This window comes from Paraburkholderia tropica (assembly GCF_900109265.1).
GTDB lineage: Bacteria > Pseudomonadota > Gammaproteobacteria > Burkholderiales > Burkholderiaceae > Paraburkholderia > Paraburkholderia tropica.
The window spans coordinates 94,960-120,338 of record NZ_FNZM01000007.1; the positions used below are offsets into that span (position 1 = coordinate 94,960).

General features: G+C 63.6%; 22 protein-coding genes. 13 read left to right on the forward strand and 9 right to left on the reverse strand.

What is annotated here, in order from left to right:
• Window positions 1-16: 16 nt before the first annotated feature.
• The 4 genes from BMY06_RS12855 to BMY06_RS12870 form a co-directional block, all read right to left on the reverse strand.
• Window positions 17-418 (reverse strand): hypothetical protein, encoded by a 402-nt coding sequence (locus tag BMY06_RS12855; RefSeq protein WP_231957671.1) that lies wholly within the window; start codon window positions 416-418, stop codon window positions 17-19.
• A gap of 381 nt (window positions 419-799) precedes the next feature.
• On the reverse strand, window positions 800-2,239 hold the full coding sequence (locus tag BMY06_RS12860) for an MFS transporter (RefSeq protein WP_074983514.1): 1,440 nt from the start codon (window positions 2,237-2,239) through the stop codon (window positions 800-802).
• Window positions 2,240-2,347: 108 nt separating this feature from the next.
• The gene (locus tag BMY06_RS12865; protein WP_074983515.1) at window positions 2,348-3,499 is read right to left on the reverse strand and encodes a CaiB/BaiF CoA transferase family protein; all 1,152 of its coding nucleotides are present in this window, start codon (window positions 3,497-3,499) and stop codon (window positions 2,348-2,350) included.
• A 10-nt stretch (window positions 3,500-3,509) separates the two neighbouring features.
• Window positions 3,510-4,460: a hydroxymethylglutaryl-CoA lyase gene (locus BMY06_RS12870; protein WP_074983517.1), complete on the reverse strand. Its 951-nt coding sequence runs from the start codon at window positions 4,458-4,460 to the stop codon at window positions 3,510-3,512.
• A 134-nt stretch (window positions 4,461-4,594) separates the two neighbouring features.
• Between BMY06_RS12870 and BMY06_RS12875 the strand changes: the two genes are divergently transcribed.
• Window positions 4,595-5,518 (forward strand): LysR family transcriptional regulator, encoded by a 924-nt coding sequence (locus BMY06_RS12875; protein ID WP_074983519.1) that lies wholly within the window; start codon window positions 4,595-4,597, stop codon window positions 5,516-5,518.
• A 358-nt stretch (window positions 5,519-5,876) separates the two neighbouring features.
• Here the strand turns inward: BMY06_RS12875 and BMY06_RS12880 are convergent, their stop codons facing one another.
• The 4 genes from BMY06_RS12880 to BMY06_RS12895 form a co-directional block, all read right to left on the reverse strand.
• Window positions 5,877-6,491, reverse strand: coding sequence for a hypothetical protein (locus BMY06_RS12880; protein WP_065062455.1), 615 nt, complete (start codon window positions 6,489-6,491; stop codon window positions 5,877-5,879).
• A gap of 49 nt (window positions 6,492-6,540) precedes the next feature.
• Window positions 6,541-7,314, reverse strand: a complete 774-nt coding sequence (locus BMY06_RS12885; protein ID WP_065062453.1) for a molybdopterin-dependent oxidoreductase — start codon at window positions 7,312-7,314, stop codon at window positions 6,541-6,543.
• 2 nt (window positions 7,315-7,316) lie between these two features.
• On the reverse strand, window positions 7,317-7,907 hold the full coding sequence (locus BMY06_RS12890) for a cytochrome b/b6 domain-containing protein (protein WP_074983521.1): 591 nt from the start codon (window positions 7,905-7,907) through the stop codon (window positions 7,317-7,319).
• Window positions 7,908-8,028: 121 nt separating this feature from the next.
• Window positions 8,029-9,048 carry an N-acyl homoserine lactonase family protein gene (locus tag BMY06_RS12895; protein ID WP_244144377.1) on the reverse strand — a complete coding sequence of 340 codons (1,020 nt, stop codon included), beginning with the start codon at window positions 9,046-9,048 and terminating at the stop codon, window positions 8,029-8,031.
• 22 nt (window positions 9,049-9,070) lie between these two features.
• Between BMY06_RS12895 and BMY06_RS12900 the strand changes: the two genes are divergently transcribed.
• The 9 genes from BMY06_RS12900 (at window position 9,071) to BMY06_RS12940 (ending at window position 20,727) form a co-directional block, all read left to right on the forward strand.
• Window positions 9,071-10,564: an HD domain-containing phosphohydrolase gene (locus tag BMY06_RS12900; protein WP_074983525.1), complete on the forward strand. Its 1,494-nt coding sequence runs from the start codon at window positions 9,071-9,073 to the stop codon at window positions 10,562-10,564.
• Between the two features lie 585 nt (window positions 10,565-11,149).
• Window positions 11,150-12,040: a nitrilase family protein gene (locus BMY06_RS12905; RefSeq protein WP_074983526.1), complete on the forward strand. Its 891-nt coding sequence runs from the start codon at window positions 11,150-11,152 to the stop codon at window positions 12,038-12,040.
• A gap of 84 nt (window positions 12,041-12,124) precedes the next feature.
• A complete protein-coding gene (locus tag BMY06_RS12910; RefSeq protein ID WP_074983528.1) occupies window positions 12,125-13,288 on the forward strand; it encodes a substrate-binding protein in 1,164 nt (387 codons plus the stop codon).
• A 66-nt stretch (window positions 13,289-13,354) separates the two neighbouring features.
• Window positions 13,355-14,188 (forward strand): branched-chain amino acid ABC transporter permease, encoded by an 834-nt coding sequence (locus tag BMY06_RS12915; RefSeq protein ID WP_065062444.1) that lies wholly within the window; start codon window positions 13,355-13,357, stop codon window positions 14,186-14,188.
• Window positions 14,181-16,016, forward strand: coding sequence for an ABC transporter permease subunit (locus BMY06_RS12920; protein ID WP_074983530.1), 1,836 nt, complete (start codon window positions 14,181-14,183; stop codon window positions 16,014-16,016). Before BMY06_RS12915 ends, BMY06_RS12920 begins: the two co-directional genes overlap by 8 nt.
• A 5-nt stretch (window positions 16,017-16,021) precedes the next feature.
• Window positions 16,022-16,729 (forward strand): branched-chain amino acid ABC transporter ATP-binding protein, encoded by a 708-nt coding sequence (locus BMY06_RS12925; protein ID WP_074983764.1) that lies wholly within the window; start codon window positions 16,022-16,024, stop codon window positions 16,727-16,729.
• An 82-nt stretch (window positions 16,730-16,811) separates the two neighbouring features.
• Window positions 16,812-17,987 carry a transporter substrate-binding domain-containing protein gene (locus tag BMY06_RS12930; RefSeq protein ID WP_074983532.1) on the forward strand — a complete coding sequence of 392 codons (1,176 nt, stop codon included), beginning with the start codon at window positions 16,812-16,814 and terminating at the stop codon, window positions 17,985-17,987.
• A complete protein-coding gene (locus BMY06_RS12935) occupies window positions 17,984-18,601 on the forward strand; it encodes an ANTAR domain-containing response regulator (protein ID WP_074983534.1) in 618 nt (205 codons plus the stop codon). The genes BMY06_RS12930 and BMY06_RS12935 overlap by 4 nt, the downstream gene beginning before the upstream one ends.
• Before the next feature lie 101 nt (window positions 18,602-18,702).
• Complete coding sequence (locus BMY06_RS12940) at window positions 18,703-20,727, forward strand: FUSC family protein (RefSeq protein ID WP_080180516.1); 2,025 nt, start codon at window positions 18,703-18,705, stop codon at window positions 20,725-20,727.
• Window positions 20,728-20,979: 252 nt separating this feature from the next.
• Here the strand turns inward: BMY06_RS12940 and BMY06_RS12945 are convergent, their stop codons facing one another.
• A complete protein-coding gene (locus BMY06_RS12945; protein ID WP_074983537.1) occupies window positions 20,980-22,242 on the reverse strand; it encodes a cation:proton antiporter in 1,263 nt (420 codons plus the stop codon).
• Between the two features lie 245 nt (window positions 22,243-22,487).
• Between BMY06_RS12945 and BMY06_RS12950 the strand changes: the two genes are divergently transcribed.
• The 3 genes from BMY06_RS12950 (at window position 22,488) to BMY06_RS12960 (ending at window position 25,360) form a co-directional block, all read left to right on the forward strand.
• Complete coding sequence (locus BMY06_RS12950; RefSeq protein WP_244144376.1) at window positions 22,488-22,742, forward strand: hypothetical protein; 255 nt, start codon at window positions 22,488-22,490, stop codon at window positions 22,740-22,742.
• 209 nt (window positions 22,743-22,951) lie between these two features.
• Window positions 22,952-23,917: a sensor histidine kinase gene (locus BMY06_RS12955; RefSeq protein ID WP_074983539.1), complete on the forward strand. Its 966-nt coding sequence runs from the start codon at window positions 22,952-22,954 to the stop codon at window positions 23,915-23,917.
• 21 nt (window positions 23,918-23,938) lie between these two features.
• A complete protein-coding gene (locus tag BMY06_RS12960) occupies window positions 23,939-25,360 on the forward strand; it encodes a DUF2252 domain-containing protein (RefSeq protein WP_065062429.1) in 1,422 nt (473 codons plus the stop codon).
• Window positions 25,361-25,379: the final 19 nt, after the last annotated feature.

Sequence of the window (25,379 nt, forward strand, 5' to 3'; positions counted from 1 at the left end):
CGCGTGCGTCGCATGTCTACATCGACAGTTGCGGCAATGGCGACTCATTCGAACTCCGCAGGAATCGATCGAGTCGCTGATACGCCTCGATCAACGCCTGCCGTGGCGCGAGAAACAACTGCGTGTCGGCCTGCTGAAGAATGGGCTCGACCAGCGCGCTTTCGACCGGAGAAATGCGGCATGTTTCGTCGTCGCCCGCGCGCAGAATGCAGGTTTCCAGTGCGGCTTCGGCGTTCGCGAACTGCGCGATCTCGGTATCGCCGTAACCTTCGCATTGCACGTAGAAGGTGAGATAGACCATCCGCACCAGTTCGCTGACGAGGCGCGTGGTGCCCGCCCAGCTTTTGCAGGCTGCGAATGTAAGGTGATGCGCGAGCGCCATTTCGGTGGCCGTTTTTTCGTCCAGCGGGCGCTGCAAAAACTGGGGAGAAGCAGAGGGGAGCGGTGCGGTGGAGACGTTTTTGCTACGTGACATTAATACGGAAGTGGTGCGACGAAGAGTGAGTGTGAGTCCGAAGATAAAGCGGCTTCACAGCGATTATGCGTGAAACCGCTTGAACGTGACGCCGAACCCGCATGTCGTGCGCTCGCGGGTGATCGGCAACGTCGCGCACAAGCATATACCAGACCGTCTGACACGAAGATGTTGCTCCGCTGACAATTTTGTTAAGTCGCAGATCGATCGACGTGGCCGAAACCGAGGCTGGCCTCAGATTGTCGCGGCCAGTCGTGGAAGCATGCAACGCGCGCGAGTCCATGTTTTAAGGGCCAACGCGCGTGCTTATCGCCTCACGGTGCTTCAGTGATTCAGTTCGTCCAGCCGCATGCCGTTGGTGCGCGGGCCGAATAGTCCAATCGACAAGGCGACCACGAACATGCACGCCGTGATGCCCGTGAACGCGCCCGCCACGCCGAAGTCGCGCAGCAACGCCGCGATGAAGAAGCCGGAGAACATCGCCCCGACGCGGCTCGCCGAATAGACGAGGCCATTCGCGCGGCAGCGGATAGCGGTTGGAAACAGCTCGGCCTGGTAGGCGTGATAACACACCGAGATCGTCTGCCCCGCAAAGCTGATCAACACGCCGAGCGCGATCAGCATCGCCACGCTGCGCGTTTGCGCGAACGCGAGGCCGCACACGATCACGACCAGCGCGCCGCCGACGATCAGCCACTTGCGTTGCAAACGATCGGCGTACAGCATCGACAGCATCGGCCCGACCGGCAGCGCGAACGCGATGATGAACGAGTAAAGCAGACTCTTCGTGATCGTGATGCCTTGCCCGATCAGCAGCGTCGGCACCCAGTTCGCGAAGCCGTAATAGCCGATCGCCTGACACAGATTGAACACGACGAGCATCAGGAAGCGCGATCGATACGGCGGCTGAAGCAGCTCGGCGAACGACGCGCGGCGATGCTCGGGCTGCACGATCACGGGATGCGGCGTCGGCAGCGGCGCACGCGATTGCGTGGCAACGATCGTCTCGATGCGCGAAACGATCTGCTCCGCCGCTTCCGGTTTGCCATGCGAAGCGAGCCAGCGCGGACTCTCCGGCACCGAGCGCCGCACGAACCAGACGAGCAGCGCGCCCGCCGATCCGGCCAGCACGACGATGCGCCATCCGTCGATGCCGAACACCGCGGTCGGCACGAGCCAGTACGAGAGGATCGCGGAGACCGGCGCGGCGGCGAACATCACCATCTGGTTGAAGGCCATCGCGCGTCCGCGCATGTGTTGCGGCACGAGTTCGGTCACGTAACTGTCGATCGTGATGATCTCGACGCCCACGCCGATGCCGGTGACGAAGCGCCAGAACAGCAGCGCTTCCGGCGAGGTCTGGAACGCCATGATCGCCGAGCCGATCGAATACCAGAGCAGCGAAATCGTGAACACGCTGCGCCGCCCGAAGCGGTCCGGCAGCCAGCCGAAGCAGAAGGTCCCGACGAAGAGCCCCGCAAACGTCGCCGCGATGAAACCCGCTATGCCGTTCCAGCCGAAGAACGTGTGCGTCGTCGTGGCGAGCACGCCGCTTTTCGCCATGCCGGGTGCGATGTAACCCGTGAAGATCAGATCGTAGATTTCGAAGAAGCCGCCGAGCGAGATCAGCAGGACGAGCATCCAGAGATGCCGCGTCATGGGCAGGCGATCGATGCGCGCGGCGATTTCCGCGCCGGGTTGAAGGCCGACGCGCACGGCATGCGGGACGAGCGGGACGGCGCCCGCGGGGACGGTCTGCTGCATGAATGTCTCCTGATTTTTTCCAAGAAATGGCATTTCTGACGAATGCTCATGGATGGCGTGAGGCGTTAGTCCGTCATGGCGGCCGCCGGTTGTTGCGCGCGTGATCGTTCATGCGCTCACCCGCGCCTTGAGTCGCGACAGGATCTCCTGCGTGTGTTCGCCGACGCGCGCGAGCGCCTGGCGCACGCCCGGACGGCGGCCGCCCATCGTGATCGGCAGCAGCACGACGTCGGTCGTGCCGCCGTCGTCGGTTTGCATCGGCACGAGGCCGCCGCTCGCTTTCAGATGCGGATCGTTCATCAACTGATCGGGCCGCACGATCGGCGCATACGGGATGCCGGCCGCTTCGAGCTTCGGCGCAAGTTCGTCGACGTGGCGATGCTTGAGGATTTCGCCGAGACAGCTCAGCAATTCCGCCCGCACGGCGACGCGCAGCGCGTTGGTGGCGAAGCGCGGCGTTTCGGCGAGTTGCGGGCAATGCAGCACATCGCACAGCGTGACGAACTGTTTGTCGCTCACGGCGCCGATGAAAAGCTGCTCGTCGTCGGCGAGCGTGAACACGTCGTAGACGCTCCACGCCGAGACGCGCGACGGCATGGGCGGCGGCGCTTCGTTCGTCATCGCGAACTGCTGCATGTGTTGCGACGAGAGAAACACGCAGTTCTCGAACAGCGCGCTTTGCACCTCCTGCCCGAGCCCGGTCGACTCGCGTTCGCGCAACGCGGCGAGCACGCCGATCGCGCCGAACATGCCGCCCATGATGTCGTTGACCGACGTGCCCGCGCGCAGCGGGCGGCCCGCGGGTCCGGTCATGTACGAGAGGCCGCCCATCATCTGCACGACTTCGTCGAGGGCGAGCCGCTTCTCGTACGGCCCCGGCAGAAAACCCTTGTGCGAGACGTAGATCAGGCGCGGATTGCGCGCCGAGAGCGTGGCGTAGTCGAGGCCCATCTTCCGCATCAGGCCGGGGCGGAAGTTTTCGATCATCACGTCGCAGGTGTCGGCCAGTTCGGCGGCCGTTTCGCGGCCCTCCGGCGTGGCGAGATCGAGCACGACGCTTTTCTTGTTGCGATTGAACGAGCGGAAAAAGCCGATGCCGAGGCCCGGCAGCGAGCGCGTTTTGTCGCCGTCGGGCGGCTCGATCTTGATGACTTCGGCGCCGAGATCGGCGAGGATCATGCCGCACGTCGGCCCCATCACCATGTGCGTGAATTCGATCACCCGGACGCCGTCGAGCGGCAATCGTGTCGTGTTGGCCATGTCGGTTTCCTCAGGCGGTCAGCGCGTCGCGCTTCGACGCGCGCGCGAAAGTGTTGGGCAGACCGGCGCGCCACAGTGCGCCGTGCAGGGTTTCGCCGTCGAGCCAGCGGGCGACCTGCGCGCGCAGATCCAGCAGCGCGGGCAGGTCGAGGCCCGTATCGATGCCCATTTCGGCGAGCATGAACGCGAGGTCTTCGGTCGACGCGTTGCCGCTCGCGCCCGGCGCATGCGGACAGCCGCCGATGCCGGCGAGCGTCGCGTCGAAGCGGTTCACGCCGGTTTCGAGCGCCGCGTAGACGTTGGCGAGCGCGAGGCCGCGCGTGTCGTGAAAGTGGCCGCACCAGAGACGATCGCCGGCGATCCTGCGCGCCTTCGCGAACAGGTCGTGCACGGCGCGCGGTCCGGCGTAGCCGACCGTGTCCGCGATGCTCACGCGATCGACGCCGGCATCGAGCAGCGCCTGCATGCAGCGCAGCACCTCGTCGGGCGCGACGTGGCCCTGAAGCGTGCAGCCGAACGCCGTGCCGATGCCGCCTTCGATCAGCGTTTTCGCGCCCGACGCGTCGCGCGCCGCACGAATGCGGGCGACCTCGGCGATGACCTCATCGGGCGTTTTGCGCAGGTTGGCGAGGCTGTGTTCGAGGCTCGCCGAAAGCGGCACGAGCAGCAGATCGGCCTGTGTTTCGAACGCCTTTTCGGCGCCTTTCAGATTCGGCACGAGCACCGACACCGAGAGGTCCGGCAACGTCTTCGCGAAGGCGACGAGCGCGGCGGTATCGGCGAGCTGTGGCAACAGCCGGGCGGGCACGAACGAACCGACTTCGATCTCGCGTTGACCGGCCGCGTGGGCGGCGCGAATCCACTCGATCTTCTGTTCGGTCGCCACGATGCGCGGCAGGCTTTGCAGGCCGTCGCGAAGGCCGACTTCGCGGATCACGGCGTGGCGGGGAAGTGGGGGCATGAAGCTGTCTCCGGGAACTCGCCGGTCGTCGAATCGCCAGCGTCGTGCTAACTTTAGACATTCCCGAAAACTAGTAAAGCGGCATTCCGGAAGCACCAGGATTCCGATCCGGAATGTCACAGGAGACAAACACCTTGCGCGATCTCGACCTGAAAACCCTGCGGCTCTTCGTGGCCGTTTGCGATCATCACAACATCGCGCGGGCCGCCGAGGAGGCGCATATCGAGCCGTCGGCGATCAGCAAGCGGATCGCGCAACTCGAAGCGGACCTCGGCGTGCCGCTGCTCGACCGTTCGCGGCGCGGCGTGTCGCCGACCGGCGCGGGCCTCGCGCTGCTCGAACACGCGCGCACGGTGTTGTTCACCGTCGAGCGGATTGGCAGCGACATCGCGGCGTTTGGCGGTGGTTTGCGCGGTCGCGTAAGCATTTGCGCGTCGGCGTCGGCGATCGCGGAAACGCTGCTCGACGATGTCGCGTCGTTCATGCGCGAGCCGGCCAATGCGAATATCCGCGTGGACGTTGAGGAGCGGCAGTCGCACGAACTCGTGCGCCAGTTGCGCGAAGGCGTCGCCAGCATCGGCGTGTGCTGGGACAACGTCGATCTGCAGGGATTGCAGCATCGCGCTTACCGTCGCGATCGTCTCGCGCTGGCCGTGCATCCCGACCATCCGCTGGCGGGCAAACGCTCGATCGCGTTTCGGGAAACTTTCGCGTATGAGCATGTGGGGCTGCCGCCGACCACCGCCGTGCATGCCATGCTTCAACGCGCGGCGGCGAGCGAAGGCGCGGCGCTGATGTATCGCGTGATCGTGTCGAGTTTCGATGCGGGATTCCGGGTTGTGGCGGCGGGACTCGGTATCAGCGTGGTCCCGGAAGAAGTGGCGACGACGTACACCAGGGTGTTCAAGGTGAAGACGATTCCGCTCGTCGATGCGTGGGCGGAACGTCGCTTCGTGGTGTGCTTCAGAAGCTTCGACCAGTTGCAGCCCGCTGCCCAGCGCGTTGTCGATCATCTTGCGCGGCGTGCGGATGAGGCGGGTCGGACATCGAGACCGTGAGGCTTCGCTTACCGCGCCCGGGTGATCCGCCTCGCCGAAAGGATCGCTAACGGGGAGCACGTCACGACGAACCGATCGACGTAAAGACCGAAGCATCGATCGGTCGACGCCTCGCTCGATGATCGGGAATTCCGGCACAACATGGCTTCCCCGGTCATCGACTCTTCACACGTAATGTGTGCGGACATTGCAGGCGATCGCGCGCGGGCGAGTCATCAGCTCCTGTTCGGGCGAAATGGATTTGCCCTTGAATGGCGCGATATTCGGATTCACCGAGTCGTCAATGAAAGCGAATTGGCCCGCAGGAGGCAGTGCGGCCGTGATCTGCTGCCAGAATCACGGCGCAATTCATGCCGTATTACATCGGCGGGGCGACGCCATCCTTTTCGACCACGACAAGCTTGCCGTCAAACGTGCTGGACGTCTTCGGAATCGCCACGACAAAGACCTTTTTGCCAGCGATCAATTCCGCGCGCGTTGCCGGGATCAGCGTGACGACCGGCACGTTGGCGGGCACGTTGATGGTGTTGGATCCGCCTTTGTATGAGAGTGTGAGATCGCGGCCGCTGGTGCTTTGCACCACGGTGTCCACGTTGGCATTCGTCATGGTGCTGTTCGCACCGAGGTCCCACGCGTAGTGGCCTTCGCCCGTTCCGCGCGCCGCTTCAGGGAAGACCAGTACTTCCCTGGCCGTCAGTTTGCCGTCGGGGCCGGGAATCGCGGCCGCGCCGACATAAGAGCCGGGTTTGATGTCGGCAAGCTGGATCGCCTTCACGGCGTTGACACCGGCCGACTGCTGCATATCGATGGTTACGGTGTCTCCACTGCGCCGATGCACTTTGAGCGCGTTGCCGGCGAACGACACGATCTCGCCGCGAATGCGTTCAGGCTTATCGGCAGGCGTGCCCGCGAATGCCGCGCCGGCGAGCGTGAATGCTACAAAGCAAAAGGCAATTTTGAAATGAGTGGGCATAGTTGCTCCGAGAGCGGGTTGGGTTGAGAAGAAATCGGCTAATGGGCGTTCAGGATCCACCGAACCAGTTGTAGCCCTGGTTTTCCCAATAGCCACCGGGAAATTCGTTGCCGACGGTAATGGCGACGATGTGTTTGGGGTTCTTGTAGCCGAGCTTCGTGGGAATGCGAAGCTTCAACGGGAAACCATACTTTGCGGGGAGTGTGGCGCCGCCGTAAGTCAGCGTAAGGAGCGTCTGGGGATGCAGCGCCGTTGGCATATCGATGCTGGTCCAGTAGTTATCGGCGCAGTGCAGGGCGACATATTTCGCGGTCGTATCCACGCCGGCGCGCAAGAGAAAATCGGAGAACCGCACGCCGCCCCATTGACCTATCGCGCTCCAGCCTTCAATGCAGATATGCCGCGTAATCTGGCTCTGCTGCGGCATCGCGTGTAATTCGTCAAGCGACCAGATGCGTTTTCCTTTCGCGAGACCGCTGACTTCAAGCCGATAAGTCTGCCTGTCGACCTCCGGAACTTCGTCGATGTCATAGTAAGCATTGAACGGAAATGGCCGCGTAATCATCGATTCCGGATACGTCGGGGCCAGTGTGTTCGGATTGAACATGACGGCTTGTACGCGATCGTTGAATGAAGACATTCTGCGCAGCAGGGTATTGACTGATTCTTCGCTCTTCAGATCGCAACCCGACAATAAAGCGAGTCCGCCCAAAGTCAGAATGCGTTTGCCAAACAGGCGTCGTGAAGACGACGGGAGTGCTTTTCGCGCGTCTTTGATGATCGATGCGCCGTCGAGCTGCCGTACGGTTTTCCGCGAAGTCATGGTTAGCGTCCCCGGATCATGGTGAGCAAAGACCGCGGAACCAGCGCGACCATTGCGACATGGATGGCGAAGAAGCCGACCAGAACACTCATTGCGAAGAAGTGGACGACGCGTGCCTGATCGAAACCGCCCATCGACGCACACAGAAGCGGCAACTGCACCGGCTTCCAGACAGCCAGACCTGACAACACCACCAGCACGATGTCAGCAATCACGACGAGATAAGCCAACTTCTGCACGGCGTTGTATTGGCCGGGATCGCCGTGACTGAGCTTGCCGCGCAGTGCCGCAACGAGGTCGGTGACTACTGCACGAAGACTGAGCGGCAAGAATTTTTCACGCAGGCGTCCTGTGCTGAGATTCGCGACGAGATAAGCGCCGAAATTCGCGACCAGTATCCACATGAACGCGAAATGCCAGAGCAATGCTCCGCCCAGCCATCCACCCAACGTGATGGAGACGGGAAATCGAATGGCGCTGAAAATGGGCGAAGCCTCATACACTTGCCAGCCACTCAAACACATGACGATGACGGCGACAGCGTTGACCCAGTGGAAAATGCGGACCCACGCGGGATGGATTGGTGCATGCATCGAGACAACCTCGCTGTCGACGAAATAGAATGGGGAACGGGCGCCTGGAACTATCGCATCCGGGGACGCAGACCGTTATCGGTCGAATGACCGATGGATCGCCACGCCTCCAATCTTGCTTTCAGTAAATCCAGGCAGGAGCATGCGGCAACGTTGCGCTTTGCATCGTGTCGTGATTGATCCAGATTCTGGCCCCTTCCTTGCGGGCCAATTCCTCGATCTTGCGCATCGAAGCGACCGAAGCCTCACGATCAGTGCTGAACGAAGGGACTCGACGATATTGGAGGTCGAGGCAGTTGTGCGCGACGTCTCCACCAAGAATGACCGGGCCGGTACGAGGAAGTCGAACGAATAATGAGCAATGCCCAGGAGTCAGTCCGGGCGTGTGGATCAGGCGAATGGCCCCGTCGTCGAACAAATCGCAATCTCCTTGCAGGAGTTCGACCTCGTTGTCGCGCATCGCCGAATAGAACTCAGGCAGATAGCCGAAACTGTCCGTTTGTGTGCCGAACATCGCCTCGTATTCGTGCTGCTGAACGAACCATTTGGCGTTTCTGAATAGCCTGGAATTGCCGACATGATCATAGTGCGCATGCCAAAACATAATAATGTCGACGTCGTCAGGGGAGAGACCAATCATTTCGAATTGGGCGGCGATCGTACGAACCACGATGGCGCGCATACCGTCAGCAACGATTTTTCCGCCGGGATGGGCGTAGAAAGCGTCGGGCGTGCCGGTGTCCCAGAGCAGCCATTTTGCTTTGTGACGAATCAGGTAGGCATTGCAACTGAGCGTTGCTGGCACACCGACGCTCACGCCGGGCGAATAGATCGATCCGTCCTCGACTCGAGTCAGCCCGCCGTCGAGGATGCAGATTTTTTCCACGCTTTCCTGCATGTTGATCGTTCCCTTTCCCTTTATGCGGGCCCGCATGCCAGAACGCCGGAACGCCCGATTTCCGACATTGCGTCGCCGCTGGCGGCATGAAAAAAGCGTGTCCGCTGGCTCGCGATGGCCGCCGTGGAAGTCGCAAACGGCGTGACGGGTGAAAATCATCGCGGCGAAGTCGCGGCGGCGGTATCGGTCGAATGACCGATTCGCCCAGCAAGATCTGTTGCGTATATAGTGATCAACATGCATTTACTCGCGTTTATTTTTCTCCATGACGACCGCTGACCCGAAAAGCCAGACGCCGATTCGAGTATTTGATTCGGTAAAGGCACTCGCTTTCATTGGCGATCTGAGCATGGGGCAGCCAACCGATCATTCGTTGCGTACAGGTTGGATTGCCGCGCGTCTCGCGCAGGCAGCCGGTCTGAACGCGGACGAAAACGCAACGGTTCGCGAGGCGTCGCTGCTGCGATGGTCCGGCTGCACGGGTAACGCGGCGGGATTCGCCGAGGTGTTCGGCGACGACATCGCGATCCGCGCGAAAATGGTCGAAAACCGGCCAGGCTGGATCGAACCGCTCGGCGCGCTCGGGGGGGCCGCCGCGGTGCTCATGCCGCTCGCGCGGATTCATTGCGAGGTGTCGGGCGAAGTCGCGCGTTTGCTCGGGCTCGCGGGACCGACCGAAAACACGCTGCGCCACATCTTCGAAGCATGGGACGGCAGTGGCACGCCCCACGGTGTCGCGCGTGACGCGGTGCCGATGTCGGTCTACGTGGTCGCCCTCGCGGGTGATCTGGAGGCGTTCGGCCGCGTGTACGGCGTCGAGCGTGCAATTGCACTCATCAAGCAGCGCGCCGACGCGCGTTATCCGGCGCATCTTGTCGATATCGCGGTATCCAATGCGCCCGCCTGGCTGCAGGAAATCGAGAAAATGCGCGATGTCGATTTCGATCGTGCGTTGTCAACGCCGGCCATGCAGCAAGCTTCGTCGGCGGAGTTGATTGCTGACGTCGTGGATCTCAAACTTCCGTGGATGACCGGCTTCTCGCGCCGGGTTGCGGCAACCGCGGCAGCGTGTTGCGAGCGGCTGGCCCAGGACGAAGCGGCACAATCACGCGTCTATCGTGCTGGTTTGCTGCACGGCATTGGACGTGCCGCGGTGCCGAACAGCATCTGGAATCAGGACACGTCTTTGCCCGCGAGCGCGTGGGAAAAAGTGCGGCTGGTGCCGTACTGGACTGCGCGGGCTGGCAAGCAAACAGGCGTGCTCGCACAGGCGACCGAGCTTGCTTCATACGCGTACGAACGGCTGGATGGCTCCGGCTATTTTCGCGGTCTGAGCGGCGCCGCGTTGACGCTCGAGGCGCGCGTGCTGGCGGCTTCGGTGGCGTGGGTCGCGTTGCGCTCGCGGCGTCCATGGCGTGCCGAATTGCCTGCCGATGAAGCCGCGCAACAATTGCGTAACGAGGTGGCCAACGGCCGGCTGTGTAGCGAAGCCGTCAATGCGCTGCTGGCCGAAGGGCAGGCGTTCGCGAGATCCCCGATCATTCCGGTGAAAGCCGCGCAGCACAATGTGCATTTGACCGTACGTGAAATCGAGGTTCTGCGTGCGATCTCTCTCGGGTCGAGCAACAAGGAAGCCGCGCGTGAGTTGACGTTGAGTCCGAGTACGGTGCGTACGCATGTGGAAAGCATTTTCCGTAAGCTCGAATGTTCGACGCGCGCGGCGGCCACGCTAAAAGCATCGGCGATGGGCCTGCTCTGATGAAGGCAATGGCGTCTTCATAGTCATCGCGGCCACCAGGGCATTCCGAGGGGCGTTGTCCGCGCTCGTCTGCTTGACTCGAAGCCGATACAAAATATCACTACGGCGGTTTCGGCACGTTGATCGACCAGTTCGACCAGTCGGTCGCCGGCCTCAAGGATTGCGAGCAGGCCGTTGTCGCCGCAATTGGGCAGGATCTGACGAAGTCGCAGTAAGGGCTGCGATAAGTGCCGCCAGGTCCTCGGCATCGCGAAGCGTCGGCGCTTCGATATGGCCACGCGAGATCGCCGAGGACGGGCATACGAGGACTTATCGGCTGGCGACCGTCTTCTGCCGCCGCACGTCGGCATACATTTGCCTGACACCCGCACGTCGAACTTTACGAGTTCGAACGTCGCTAAATCTGCTTGACATGGGCAATTTGGCTTTTTACATTCGCTTCCACTGAGGCGCGAGGTCGACTTCGTTCGATTTGCGCTTCCGCGGCAGCGTTGCCGCGCTACATATGGAAGGCTACGTAGCCCCCGAACTTGCGTCGTATGACGCCGGTTTGGGGGCTTTTTTGTTTTCTGGAGATCCAACACGATGGAGTCGTACGTCAGTGCAGATCAACAACCCGGCCGTTTCGTCGTCGCGTGCGTGCAAATGGAGCCGCATGTCGGTGCCGCGCGCGAGAACGTCGAGCGCGCGTGCATGCTTATCGAAAGTGCCGCGCGCAACGGCGCCGCGCTCGTGGTGTTGCCGGAGCTAGCCAATAGCGGTTATGTGTTCGAGAGCCGGGAGGAGGCGTATGCGCTCTCGCAACCGTTGCCGGATGGCGAGGCGGCGCGGGCTTTCGATGCGCTCGCCAGACAGTTCGGAATCCATATCGTTAGCGGCGTCGCCGAGCGGGCTGGTGAAAAGCTCTATAACTCGGCGTTGCTCACAGGACCGGCGGGGCCGCTCGGCGTCTATCGAAAACTGCATCTCTGGAACGAGGAAAAGCGCTTCTTCGAGCCGGGCGACCTGGGCGTGCCGGTATTTGCCACGCCGCTTGGGCGGATCGCCATGGCGATCTGCTACGACGCCTGGTTTCCGGAGACCTTCCGTCTTGCCGCGATGCAGGGCGCCGATCTTGTCTGCGTGCCGACCAACTGGGTGCCGATGCCCTCACAGCCCGACGACCGTCCGGCCATGGCGACGACGCTGGCCATGGCCGCCGCGCACAGCAACGGCCTCGCGGTCGTCTGCGCGGATCGCGTGGGCACCGAGCGTGGCCAACCGTTCCTCGGCCAGAGCCTGATCGTGGGCGGCGACGGCTGGCCGATCGCCGGGCCTGCCAGCGCCGATCGCGAGGAAATCCTCTACGGCACGATCGACGTCGCCCGCACACGCGCGGGACGCACGCTGAATCCGCGCAATCACGTCCTGCTCGACCGGCGCGTCGATCTGTACGACGCGATGCTCGGCACGAAGACCGCGCGCGGCCCTGCTTGACAGGCGAGGCCGCCACCGACAAGACGTACCGGCAAGACCGCATCACGAACCCTCCACGCATCACCACAACTACGAGGAAGCATCATGACGTCGTTCAAACGCATCATCGCTGCCGCCGTCGCGGCGGCGGCTTTCGGCGCCTGGCTGGGCGCGGCGGCGGCCGAGCCGATCAAGATCGGCGTCGCGGTCGGCCTGTCGGGCGCCAACAGCGTGGTCGCGCCGGCTGTCGTTCAGTCGTCGCAACTCGCGGTCGCCGAGATCAACGCGGCCGGCGGCATTCTGGGTCGGCCGGTGGAGCTCGAAATCGCCGATGATGCGTCCGGCGCGGTCGGCGCGCAGAAGGCCTACGACACGCTGGTGTTCCAGAAAAACGTGGACGCGATCATCTCGATGGAAACGAGCGCCGCACGTAACGCCGCGCTGCCCATCGTCGCGCGCGGCAAGAAGCCGTTCATCTACACCTCGTTCTACGAGGGCCGCTCGTGCAGCCCGTGGATGTACGTGAACGGCTGGGTGCCCGAGCAGGTCGTCGCGCCGATCGTCGATTACTTCAGCAAGACGAAGGGCGCGAAGACGTTCTATCTTGTCGGCAACGATTATGCGTTCGGGCGCGGCATGCTCGACTTCACGAAGCAGTACATCGAGCAGCACGGCGGCAAGGTGATCGGCGAGGAATATCTGCCGATAGACGGCACGGACTGGACGCCGGTGCTCTCGAAGATCCGCGCGGCGAAGCCCGATGCGTTGATCAGCGCGACGGCCGGCGGCGCGCCGAACGTGGCGCTCGCCAAGCAGTTGAAGAGCGCGGGCCTCACGCTGCCGTACGGCAACCTCGCGATCGACGAGGGCACGGCCAAAGGCATGGGCGATGTCGCGAGCGGCGTCTATCTGGCGGCGTCCTATCTCACCAGCATCGATACGCCGCAGAACAGGAAGTTCAAGGCCGCGCTCGACAGCAAGTTCGGCGCGGATGCGAAGACGCCGAACGAGTTGTCGGAGCCGCAATACGAGGCGTTTTTTCTCTACAAGGCGGCGGTTGAAAAGGCCGGCTCGACGGATCCCGCGAAAGTCGTCAAGGCGCTCGGCGAGGTGTCGTTCGACGGGCCGCGCGGCACGGTGCAGATGAACCGCAGCCGCCACGTGCCGCTCGCGATGCGGCTCGGGCAGATTCAGCCCGACGGCTCGGTGAAGGTGTTGCAGACGTTCAAGGATGTGGACCCGGGCATGCAGTGCCCGAATCTCAAGTAACCGCAGGCGCGGTATCGGGCGCGCGCATTCCGTGTGGATGCGCGCGCCGCACGAGCAGGAGGCGACATGGCTTTGGCATTGGACATCGGCACGACGGCAGCGATGCTGTTCATCGTGACGGCGGGTTTGATGGTGATTTTCGGCGTCATGAAAATCGTGAATTTCGCCCACGGCGCGCTGCTGACGCTCGGCGGCTACGCGAGTTTCGTGGTCACGCAACTGAAGCTCGATCCGTGGTTCGGCTTGCCGCTCGCGATTGTCGTGGGCACGGCGGTCGGCATGGTCGTCGAGTGGATCATCGTACGGCCGCTTTACAAACGTCCGCTTGACGCGATTCTGGCGACATGGGGGCTCGGCATCGTCATCGGCCAGATTATCGTGATGGCGTTCGGCCGCGAAGTGAAGTTCGTGCCGACCTCGCTCAATGGCGCAATCTCGATCGCGGGCACGGAGTATTCGGCGTACCGGCTGCTGCTGATACCGGTTGCGCTCGCGCTTTGCGCGGCGCTGACGCTGCTGCTCTCGGGCACGCGTTTCGGCGTGAAGACGCGCGCGGTGATCATGAATGAAGATCTCGCGCGTGGGCTCGGCATTCACTCGGGGCGCATCCGTTTCATTACGTTCAGCCTGGGCGCGGCGCTCGGCGCGCTCGCCGGTGCGCTGATCACGCCGCTGTCGAGCGTGGACCCGGACATGGGCGTGGCGTGGATCGTCAGCGCCTTCATGCTGGTGATGGTGTCGGGCCACTCGATGGTCAGCCTGCTCGTGACCTGCATCGTGTTCGGGGCCTGCCAGGTGCTCGTCAGCACGTTCGTGAGCCCGGTGCTCGGCGGGCTGACCATTGCGGTGCTGGCGGCGCTGACGCTGCGTATCCGTCCGCGAGGATTCGCCCATGGCTAAGTTCGACGCCTCGTTGTCCAGTGATCACCGCGAAGCCGATGCGCACGCAAGCGAGGAGGCGCAGCCGCATCGCCGCCGGTCATGGCGCGATCTCACGATCGTGTTCGGCGGCGCGCTGGTGCTGCTGGCCGTCGGCCCATTCCTGTTCGGCTCGTATTTGCTCAACATCCTGATTCAGGCCTTTTTCTTCGCAGCCGTCGCCGTCACCGTCGATCTGTTGTGGGGCTACACCGGCTATCTGACGTTCGGGCAGTCGGCATTCTTCGGGCTCGGCGCCTACGCGGCCGGGCTGGTATTCACGCATGCGGGATTTTCGCCGCTGCACGCGCTGCTCGCCGCAGTTTTGGCGATTGCCGTGCCGGTCGCCGTCGCGGCCGTGGTCGGATGGCTGTCCTTTTATCGGGGTGCGTCGCCGTTCTTCGCCACGGTGATGTCGCTCGTGCTGCCGATCGTGCTGAGCCAGTTGCTGCTCTCGGGCGGCACGTGGACCGGTTCGAGTTCCGGTCTTACCGGCTTCGAGACCTTCGACCTCTCGCTGGGCGCGTGGTATGGCATCGCGGGCGGGGCGCTGCTGGCGGTGGTCGCCGCCGCGTGGTGCTTCGTGCGCAGCGACGGCGGCCGTCTGCTTGCCGCGATCCGCGATAACGAATCGCGTTGCGCCTACCTCGGCATCAACACGTCGCGCATCAAGATCGCGCTGCTGGCGGTGACGGCGGCGATCGCGGGGCTCGCCGGGTTGGGATACGGCGCGTTCAGCGGGGTGGTTGCGCCCGAACTGTCGGGCTTCGTGCTGGGCACGCAATTCATCATCTGGGTCGCGCTGGGCGGCCGCGGCACGCTGTGGGGGCCGGTGATCGGCGCGCTGCTCATCAACGTCGCCAGCGCTTATTTGAGCAGCAGCATGCCGTTCGCCTGGCAGTTGATTCTGGGCGCGGCGTTCGTCCTCGTGATCGTGCTCTTGCCGCAAGGTCTCGTGCCGCTGCTCGTCAAGCCGTTGCGCCGATTCACGGCGGCCGGCGCCCGCGCACCCGCGCTGACCGAAAGCGCACCGCGCGACGCTCACGCGCCGCAAGCGGGCGAACCCGCGCTGCAGATGCGCGGCGTGGCACGTCACTTCGGCTCGCTGAAAGTGCTGCAGGGCATCGACCTGGTCGCCGACGGCGGCGAACTGGTCGGTCTGATCGGCCCGAACGGCGCGGGCAAGACTACGCTGATGCGTTGCATGAGCGACGGGGCGGAACGCTCCGCGGGCAGCGTGGCGCTGTGCGGCAGCGACATCGGCACGCTGGCGCCCGAAGGCTGCGTGAAGCTTGGGCTCGGGCGCAAGTTCCAGAATGCCAATGTGTTCGAAACGTTGACCGTTGCCGAGTGTCTGCGCGTGGCGCGCACGCTCGTCGAGCGTCCGTCGTTCGTGCGTCGTTCGCCGACGCTCGCGCTGCCGCCGTATGCGCTCGACGTCATGCGCGCGACGCAACTGGAACGCAAGCTCGACGCCGTCGCGAAGGACCTTTCGCACGGCGAACAGCAGGCGCTCGAACTGGCGATGGTGCTCGCGCTGGAGCCGCGCATCGTGCTGCTCGACGAACCCACGGCAGGTCTGACGAAAGTGGAGCGCACCCAGATAGGCGGCGTGCTGGCGGCGCTGGCCCATCGATACGGGCTCTGCTGCCTGCTCGTCGAGCATGACCTCGATTTCGTGGCCGAGGTGGCCACGCGTATTGTCGTGCTGCATCAGGGCAAGATGGTGATGCAGGGAAGTTTCGACGAAGTGGTGAACTCGGATCTCGTCAAGACTATCTACGCGGGCAGCGCGCAGGAGGCGGCATGAGCGGCATGAGTGATATGGCGCTGGACGTTCGGGAGATTACCAGCGGCTACCGGAATTCCATCGTGCTGCGCAAGCTGTCGCTGCGCATCGCGGCGGGCGAAGCGCTCGCGCTGCTCGGCAAGAACGGGATGGGCAAGACCACGCTGCTCAAGACGATCATGGGCTATCTGCCCACGCGCGGCGGCACGATTCACGTGCGCGGCGCGGACGTGACGCGGCTCGCGCCGCATCGGATCGCGCGTGCGGGCGTCGCTTACGCGCCGCAGGAGCACGCGCTGTTTCATGACCTGAGCATTCGCGACAATCTGCGGCTCGGGCTCGAACAGGCGTCGACGTTCGACGAGCGCTTCGCGCAGATCGAGCCCGTGTTTCCGGTGTTCAAGGACCGCTTGCGGCAGGTTGCGGGCACGCTGTCCGGCGGCGAGCAGAAAATGCTGCTGGTCGCGCGTGCGCTGATGATGGCGCCGTCGATGATCCTGCTCGATGAAATCACCGAGGGGCTTCAGCCTTCCGTCATCGACCGGCTCGCGCAGGCGCTGCACTGGGAGCGCGAGCGGCGCGGCACGACGCTGTTGCTGATCGAGCAGAACGTGCCGTTCGCGCTGGCGGTGGCCGACCGCTACGCCGTGCTCAAGCAAGGGGCGATCATCGAGGAAGGGGACGCAAAGGCGCAGCGCGCCGCCCCCGCGATCTTCGCGCATTTGCGCGTCTAGGCATGTTCAGGCAGGTTTTGGTGTGTTCTGATGTGGCGGGGCGGTGTTGCGCCCGGCCGCCTCTAATCGGGAGAGAAGCGTCATGCAGTCCAGTTCACAGCAGTCGCCGGGGCAGCCGGTCACGGAGGCCGGCTGGCGCGTCGGCGTGCTGTACTCGCGCACGGGCGTGACGTCGGCGACCGAATCGGAGCACTTTTTCGGCACCGTGCTCGCGATCGAGGAAATCAATGCGGCAGGCGGCGTGGACGGGCGCTTGCTCGATCCGGTCGTCTACGACCCGCGCAGCGATCCCGACGAGTATCATCGTCTCGCTTCGCGGCTGCTCCAGGACGACGACGTGACGGTCATCTTCGGCGGGTCGACTTCGTCGAGCCGCAAGGCGGTGCTGCCGCTCATCGAACGCTACAACGCGCTGCTCTGGTACTGCTCGATCTACGAAGGTTTCGAGTATTCGCCGAACGTCATCTACACCGGCGCGGTGCCTAACCAGAACAGTATGCAGCTCGCCGCGTATCTGCTTCGCAATCATGGCCGGCGCTTCTTTCTGGTTGGCGCCGATTACATCTATCCGCGCGAGTCGAACCGCATCATGCGCGACATGGTCGAGCAGCACGGCGGCGAAATCGTCGATGAAATCTATTTGCCGAGCGACGCCGAACCGGCCGCGCTCGACGAAGTCGTACGGCAGATTCGCACGGCGCAGCCCGATGTGGTGTTTTCGACGCTGATCGGGCGCGGCGCGCGCAAGTTCTATCAGCTTTACCGCGAGCACGGCATCGACCCCGCGCGCATTCCGATCGCGAGCCTGACGATGACCGAGGGCGAAACGCAGATGATCGGGCCCGAGCTGTGCGGCCACCATATTGTCGCGGCCAGTTATCTGAACACGCTCGAACTCGACGGCAACCGGCGCTTTCTGGCGTCGTGGCGCGCGCGTTTCGGCGACCAGCCTGCCAGCATGTGGTCGGAGATGGCGTACAACCAGGTGCATCTCTTCGCGCTCGCGCTGGCGCGTACGAAGTCGCTCGACACCGCGAAGCTCGTGGAGGCCGTGCACGAAGTCGAATTCGATTCGCCCGAAGGCGCGCTGCGGATCGACCGCGAAAACAATCATGCGATCCTGACGCCGCGCATCGCGGTGTGCCGGCCTGACGGTGCGTTCGACATCGTCTGGGAAGGGCGCGCGCCGATCAAACCCGACCCGTACCTGATCTCCTACGGCTTCGGCGAGTTCTGGCTGGACGGAGGGCGACCATGACGACGTGGGCGCGCCGCCTGTTCGACGATTTGCGCACGCTGCGCGTGCTCGTCATTCATCCGCCTGGCGACGACCGCAACGTGCTTGACGAGCAGTTGCGCCGCATCGGTTGTCTCGTCACCGTGGTCTGGCCGTTTCCGTCGCCACTGCCGGCCGACGCCGATGTAGTGTTCTTCCTGGTCGGCGCCGACGCGCGCCGGACGGGCAACTGGTGCGCCGCCGACACGCAGGCAACGCTGATCGCGCTTTCCGATTACGAAAACCCGACCGCGCTGAAGATGCTGCTCGATACGCAGGCGCACGGCGTCATCACCAAGCCTTATCGCTCGACCGGCATTCTGAGCACGCTTGTGCTCGCGCGCGCGGCTTCGGGCTACCAGCAGCGGCTGCAAAGCAAGATCGGCAAACTCGAGGACGCCATCAAGGCACGTCGTCATATCGAACGCGCCATGCGGATTCTGATCGATGTGCACCGGCTGAGCGAAAACGAAGCGTACGAGCATATCCGTTCGCGGGCAACGCGCCTGCGTGCGACTATTGGAGAAGTGGCGACGATGGTGATCGACGCCCATGAAGCGATGGAGAAGCTCGGTCTCGACAAACGACCCGGTTGAGCGCGCCGAGGCGCTCCATCCTTTCCGGCCGTGCCTTGCAATGCTCCGGACATCAGGGACCGGCGAGGCATCCATCTGAAGAATGTGTCAGAAAGCGGACTATGGACAACCTTGCCAGACTTGTGTCGACGGTCAGTCGACGGACCTTCAGAGCGGAAGGTCATGTTTTTGCGGTCACGCCCGAGCGAGTCGGCCTGGCCGAAGGCGTGCGTGCCGCCGTGGCGATGGCGCCGATGCTGATCGCCGCGTTGCTGCTGGCGCGTCCCGAGGTTGCGCTCGGCGCGGTGGCGGCGTTCTGGAACTGCCTGTGCGATCCGCAGGGCGAGAAGTCCGATCGCCTCAAAACCATGGGCACGTTCACGGTTCTCGGCGTGGTTGTCCTGCCGCTCGCTGCGTACCTGGCGAGTTGGGGTTATCCGGCGAGCCTCGCCACGTTGTTCGCGCTGGTCTTCCTGTGCGGGCTGACGCGCTCCTATAACGCCTCGCTTGGGCCGATGCCCACGCAGGCCGGTCTGATTGCGTCACTTGCCGTCGTGATCGGCATCGCGCTTGCCCGGCCTTGGGCCGGCGCGCTCGAACTGGGCGGATACTTCCTGATCGGCTCCCTCTGGACCATGCTGTTCTGCGTCTTCCTCTGGCCCATCCCATTCCGGCAATCCGGCAATCTCACGCTCGCGACGATCTTCGGAAGACTGGAAGTCATGGCCGGTTTCCTGCAGGAGCGCAACTCGCTTCCCGGAACGGAAATCGCCGGTTGGGAGGGATTCGACACGGTGCATCGCCGCGGCGTACGTATGTCGATCGAGCGAGGCAGGGCGTTGGCCGCGCTCGACACGTGCAACGGATCGCGGCTCGGGGCGTTTATCGATGCCGCCGGCAGAATCTTTTCCGCGTTGATTGCGTTCGGCCACGCTCGACGGATGTCCGAAGTGCCGATGGACGCGCGATCCCGGTCGTTGTTGCAAGGATTGCAGCAGCTATTGGCGACGCTGGGCGCGCATGCCCTGCTGGATCGCCCCTTGCCGGAGGCGGTGGTCGCGCAGTCGAAAGCGCTTTTGCACCAGTGTGCCGGTCAGGAAGACGGCGAGGCACGCGCGCTGACTTTCGCCATGAGCGCCATTGTGCGCCTCGCCGATGGCGCGACTGCGCCCGTGGAGGCCGCAGCCGCAGCCGCAGCCGCTGCCGCTGCGGGGCAAGGCAGCCGCGGCATCGCTCCGCTGGTCTGGCGCCATGCGTTGAGGGTGGCGGTGGCTACCGTGCTCGCCTTCGTAATCGGGACGCGGTTGAACGTCGCGCTCGCCTATTGGGGAGCGCTCGCGGCAATCATCGTGACACAGCCGATTTCCGCGAATACATGGTTACGCGTGCTTGAGAGAGCGAGTGGCAGTCTCATCGGAGGCGTGATCGCCGCCGGACTGCTCGCAACGCTGGCGGGGCCGGGCGCCATGGTCTTCGCCATCTTGCCGCTGGCCGCCGCGGCCATTGCGTCGAGACTCGTGAGCTATGGATTATTTGTGGTTTTTCTCTGCCCGATGTTCATGCTGATTTCGGATTTCATTCACCCGGCGGGTGGTTTGATTGCGGCTCGCTTTGTCAATGAAGTCATTGGCGCAGTGGTCGGCGTGGCGGCCAGCTTTCTCTTGTGGCCCGAGCGCGGGAGCGACGCGCTGGCGGCGGCGACTTCGGCGGCGATTTCGGCCAATATGAAGTTTGCGTCGGAAGCGCTGCGCCAACGCAGCGGTTCGGCAGCCACGCTCGATCGATTGCAGCGCGAGGCGGGGCTTGCGAGCACCCGGCTGGAAGCGGCGCGAGAACGCATGCTGCTGGAGGGCCGTTGGCGATCCGCATCGCTCGAACGTCTGCGGGAGGTGATCGTGGCGCTGCGTTCGGTCTGCGGCGCAGCCGCCGTGCTTGAGGTGCTGCGGGAAGGCGAGCCGAGCGCATTGGATCGGCAAAGAGCAGACGGATACGAGGCGATGACGGCTCAGTTGCTCCAGGCGCTGGCGTCGCGCACCACCTGGCCGGTATCGGCGGCGCAACCGGCCGTTGCCGCCAACGACGACCTCGGGCAAGCGATCCGCAGCTTCGCAACGGCAGTCAATGCTTACGCGTCCGGCCAGGCGTGAAGCGGCGGCTCACTGCCGGACCGGCGCGTAGCTCGACAGACGGCCGCGAGTTGATGGCTGGACGTGAAGCGCGAGCTGCTCGCCTACGGCGTGGACGCGGGCGCAATAGTCCTGTGTGTCAATGACTTTCGCCGATAACCGGGTCTGCCCGTTTCTGCCATTCTCGTTCAGCGCGCTCGCGCGCTTTCGTCTACTCATTGCCAGACAGATACGACTATTAAAACAACTCATGCTCGGCAACCCGCAGACGCCTTACGCCGAATTTGTGCCGGCGCTTGCCCGGTCCATCTCGACGGTCTCATGTTCGGGCGCATCGTCGCCGAGGGCCGCAATGGCTCGCGTATAGCGGTTGATGGCCGGCAGCGCGGAAATACCGTGAGCCAGGATACTCAAGAGCACCGTCGCCATGACGATCAGCTTGATCGTTGTCTCGCCGGGCAGGTTCGTTTCGCCTTCGAGATAGACAAGGCCGAGCACGATCGACGCCAGCCCCTTCGGCCCGAACCAGGCCATGAAAAGCACGGTGGGCTTGCTCAGGTGCGTGCCCCGCAGTGCGAGCGCGACGGGGATCATACGGATCAGCGTGAGACTCAGCAGCGCATACGCGACGATCGCGAAATCGAACTGTTTCCAGACAAGCGTGATGAGTAATCCGAACAGGAAGAAGACAAAATAATTCAACAGTTGCCCCCAATCTTCCGTGAATTCGACGCTGTGCTTGCCGACTTCGCTGAAACCCGCCTGAGTCGCGAGGCCGGCAACGAAGGCCGCGATGAACATGCTCGCGCCGCTCGCCTCGGAAGCGAGCACGCAGGCTATGGGAAGGGCGACGACGCCGAGCTGCGTGAGCGGTACGGCCATCCACGCCTTGCGTTGCGCGAGCCCGAGCAGCCAGCCGCCGATCAGCCCGATGCCAACACCGATTAGCGTGCCGTAGCCGAGCTGTTCCATCAGGAACCGGGCCAGTACCGAGCCGCCCGCGCCAGTCTCGCGAGCCTGCGCCAACGCGATGAAAAACATCAGGAACGGAACCGACAGTCCGTCGTTCAGCCCCGCCTCGACATTCAGCGCCTGGCGAATGCGCCGCGGCACGCGCGGGCTGCTGACGATCGCCTGCCCAAGACCGGCGTCGGTCGGGGCCAGGATCGCGGCGAGAATGCCCGCTTCCCACCACGTGAGCGATCGCACGACGACCACCGCGCCGAGCATGCCGAGCACGATGGTGAGCAGCATGCCCACGGTCAGCAGGCGTACGGGCAAATTGGTGTCGCCCTTGAGCATGCGCGGGCGCACGCGGGCCGCATCCGTGAACAGTGTCATGACGAGGCCCAGTTCGGCGATCACCAGCAGGTCCTTACGGTCCATCGCGAGTTCGGTCAGCGCTTCGTGCGAAAACGACATCAGCACGCCGAGCAGCGTGAACAGGATGGGCGCGGTGATAACGGTCCGCTCAAGCCTTCGGGACACGAGGCTGTAGACAAAGACGAGCGCGAAGAATGCGGCGATGAGCATCATTTGATCGCCCCCTTGGCGAAGTCTGCAACGTGTTCGATGGCGGCCACGACCCGCGCAACCTTGCGTGCTCTGTGATTGATGGTTCCGCTGACGCAGAGAGGCAGGAGAGCCGGTATATCGACGATTCATGCCATTCGACTGCCGTAGTGCGCCGGAACGATTGACGTGCGTCAATCACTTCGCCGCCGCTTCGCCAAATGATTGTTTCGAGATCGCTGAGATGTAGTAGGCGGGATGATGGATCGATGGAGGCAGAGATGATCAAGAACGTACGTAGTGCTGACAAGATTCGGGCTGAAATTCTGCGCCGGGTTCAGGAGAACGCGGATCTTGGCGACAGCTATCGCGAATGCACTATTTCGATTCCGCGCGCGGTCGATCCGGCGAAGAACGGCGGTTGTAATTGGGTCGTCGACGACGTCCAGGGCGTCGCGCAGGACTGCGTGGCGCCTTTGAAGGCCGTGATCGCCGAAATGATGCGCGAATACGAGCTGGCCTGAGGTGGGATGACCTCGGTGTCGGGCGGTGCCGCGTAACCAATGCTTCGGCACAGACGGTCTGACTATTCAGCGCCGATTCATGAAACGCAGATAGAAATCACGCGACAGGGAGGGTGTGATCCAGGTCAATCGCTATGAATGCTTCTTCGCTACTGTCAATGCAGCGATAACGCGGCAAGGGCAGGCCAACTGAAGCCCAGGAGGGAACGGTGATCAAGGAAAACGAGGGTGACGGCAAGCTCCATCTCGACCGCCTCATGGCAACGCAGGCCTTGACCCGCGCTTTCTCGTGGATCAGGGGCGTGACGGCGCATCGCATGCGTTTTACCGGGGCATTTACACCGCTGCTGGCCGGCGCAGCCCAGGGACGCGGCGGCGAGGGCGAAACGCGGCTCATCGACGTTGCGGACGTAGCGGACGTTGCGCCGGCAGACGCGGAGAGCGAATTGCGGCGCGTGCGGCGGCAGAGGGCATCCGAGGTCGGCGACATGGCCGCTGCGCTTGCCCATGAGGTCTGTCAGCCGCTCACGGCGATTCTCAGCAACGCGCAGGCCGCACAACGCTTTCTCGCGCAGACCCCGCCCGCGGTCGGCGATCTGCAGGACCTGCTCGCCGAAGTCGTCGCCGACAGCACACGCGCGCACGCGATCATCCGCAAGATGCGGCAATCGGCACGATGCGAGCCGCCCGAAGCCAGTGTGATCGATGTCGGCAGCCTCGTGCACGACGTGATGCGCGTGCTGCGCCGCGAGACTCAGGTGTTTCGCGCGGCGATTGTCACGCGTATCGAGGATCACTTGCCGCCGGTGCGTGGGGACGCTGTGCAGTTGCAGCAGGTTCTCGTGAATCTGCTGCTGAATGCGCTGGACGCCGTGCACGACAGCGCTACCGAAGATCGCCGCATCAGCATCGTCGTGACGGCCACGGCCCGGCGCGACAGGGTGTGCATTGCCATTCGCGATGGAGGGTGTGGTGTCGACGCCGGCCAGTTCGTCACGCTGTTCAAGCCGTTTGTGACATCGAAGCCGGAGGGGCTGGGAATCGGTCTCTCGATCAGCCGCATCATCGTCATGTCGCACGGCGGCCAGCTCTGGGCCGAGCGCAACGCCGATCGCGGCATGACTTTTCATGTCGAGCTTCCGGCGCACGGCGAAAGCATGAGCGCATCAGTCTGAAACCGGAAAGGAGCAGACGTCATGGACAAAGCTGTTTCACGCAAGCACGCGCACAATGCAAAGGCCGCTTCGGTACCCTACAGCACGCCGGACGAGCGCGCGGCGCAAGGTCGGCTCATTCGCGATCAGGTATCGCGGTCGTCCCACTCGGGATGGAAGCTTCCAGAGCAGCGCCGCGATGTGATCGAGTTGCTCGAGGAGTCCAACACGGGCCGCTTGCCACGACTGATCCCCATCCGCTTTGGCCGGATGTCGGTCTCGCCGTTTGCCTTCTATCGAGGCGGGGCCGCCATCATGGCGGCGGATCTTGCCACGACGCCCACCAGCGGGCTGCGCGTGCAGGCATGCGGCGACGCGCATCTGATGAACTTCGGCGGCTTTGCGACGCCTGAGCGCCATGTGATCTTCGACGTCAACGATCTCGACGAAACGCTGCCTGCGCCCTTCGAATGGGACCTGAAGCGCCTCGCCGCGAGCGTCGTGATTGCAGCCCAGCATCTCGAACTGCCGTATAGCGATACCGTGCGTCTCACGACCGATCTCGTGCGCCAATACCGCGAGCGTATGCACGACTACGCCTATATGCGCGTGCTGGACGTCTGGTACGACCGCATCGATCTGCAGAAGTATCAGGACAGGCAAGGTGACCCCGATGTCATCGAGACCGCGCGCAAGCGCATTGCGCAGCGTATCGAAGCGGAGCGCCAGAAGACCGCGCCCGATTTTCTCTATCCGAAGCTCGTGACCGAGGAGGGCGGACGGCCGCGTATCAAGGACGAGCCTCCGCTTATTTTTCATCCCGATTCCGAGCTGGCGCCGGGCCTCGAGTCCGGCTATGCGGAGGCGATCGCCTCCTACCGCGAGTCTCTGGCCGAGCATGTGCGCACACTATTCGACCGGTTTCATCTGGTCGATCTCGCGGCCAAGGTCGTGGGCCTCGGCAGTGTCGGCACGATGTGTAGCGTGGGCCTGCTGCTCGCTTCCGACAACGACCCGCTGTTCCTGCAGGTCAAGGAGGCAAGGGCGTCGGTTCTGGAACCGTATGCGGGAAAGAGCGTGCATCCGAACCACGGCCAGCGCGTGATTGCGGGCCAGCGCATCATGCAGTCCGCAAGCGATGTGTTTCTCGGCTGGAGCCGCGGCAAGAACGGGCGCGACTTCTATATCCGGCAACTGCGCGACATGAAAATGTCGGTCGTGATGGAGGCGCTCGACGCGGGCATGCTGCGTCAATACGGCCGCATGTGCGCGCATGCGCTTGCGCGGGCCCATGCGCGTTCGGGCGACGCCGCGATGATCGCCGGGTACATGGGTTCGAGCGGGGCTTTCGACGACGCCGTCACCGAATTCGCAACCGAATACAGCGCGCAGAACCGGCGAGATTATCGCGCGTTCATTCACGCGATCCGCGAGGGCCGTATCGAGGCGATGACCGAGGACTGAAGTAGGACTTTGGTCCGAT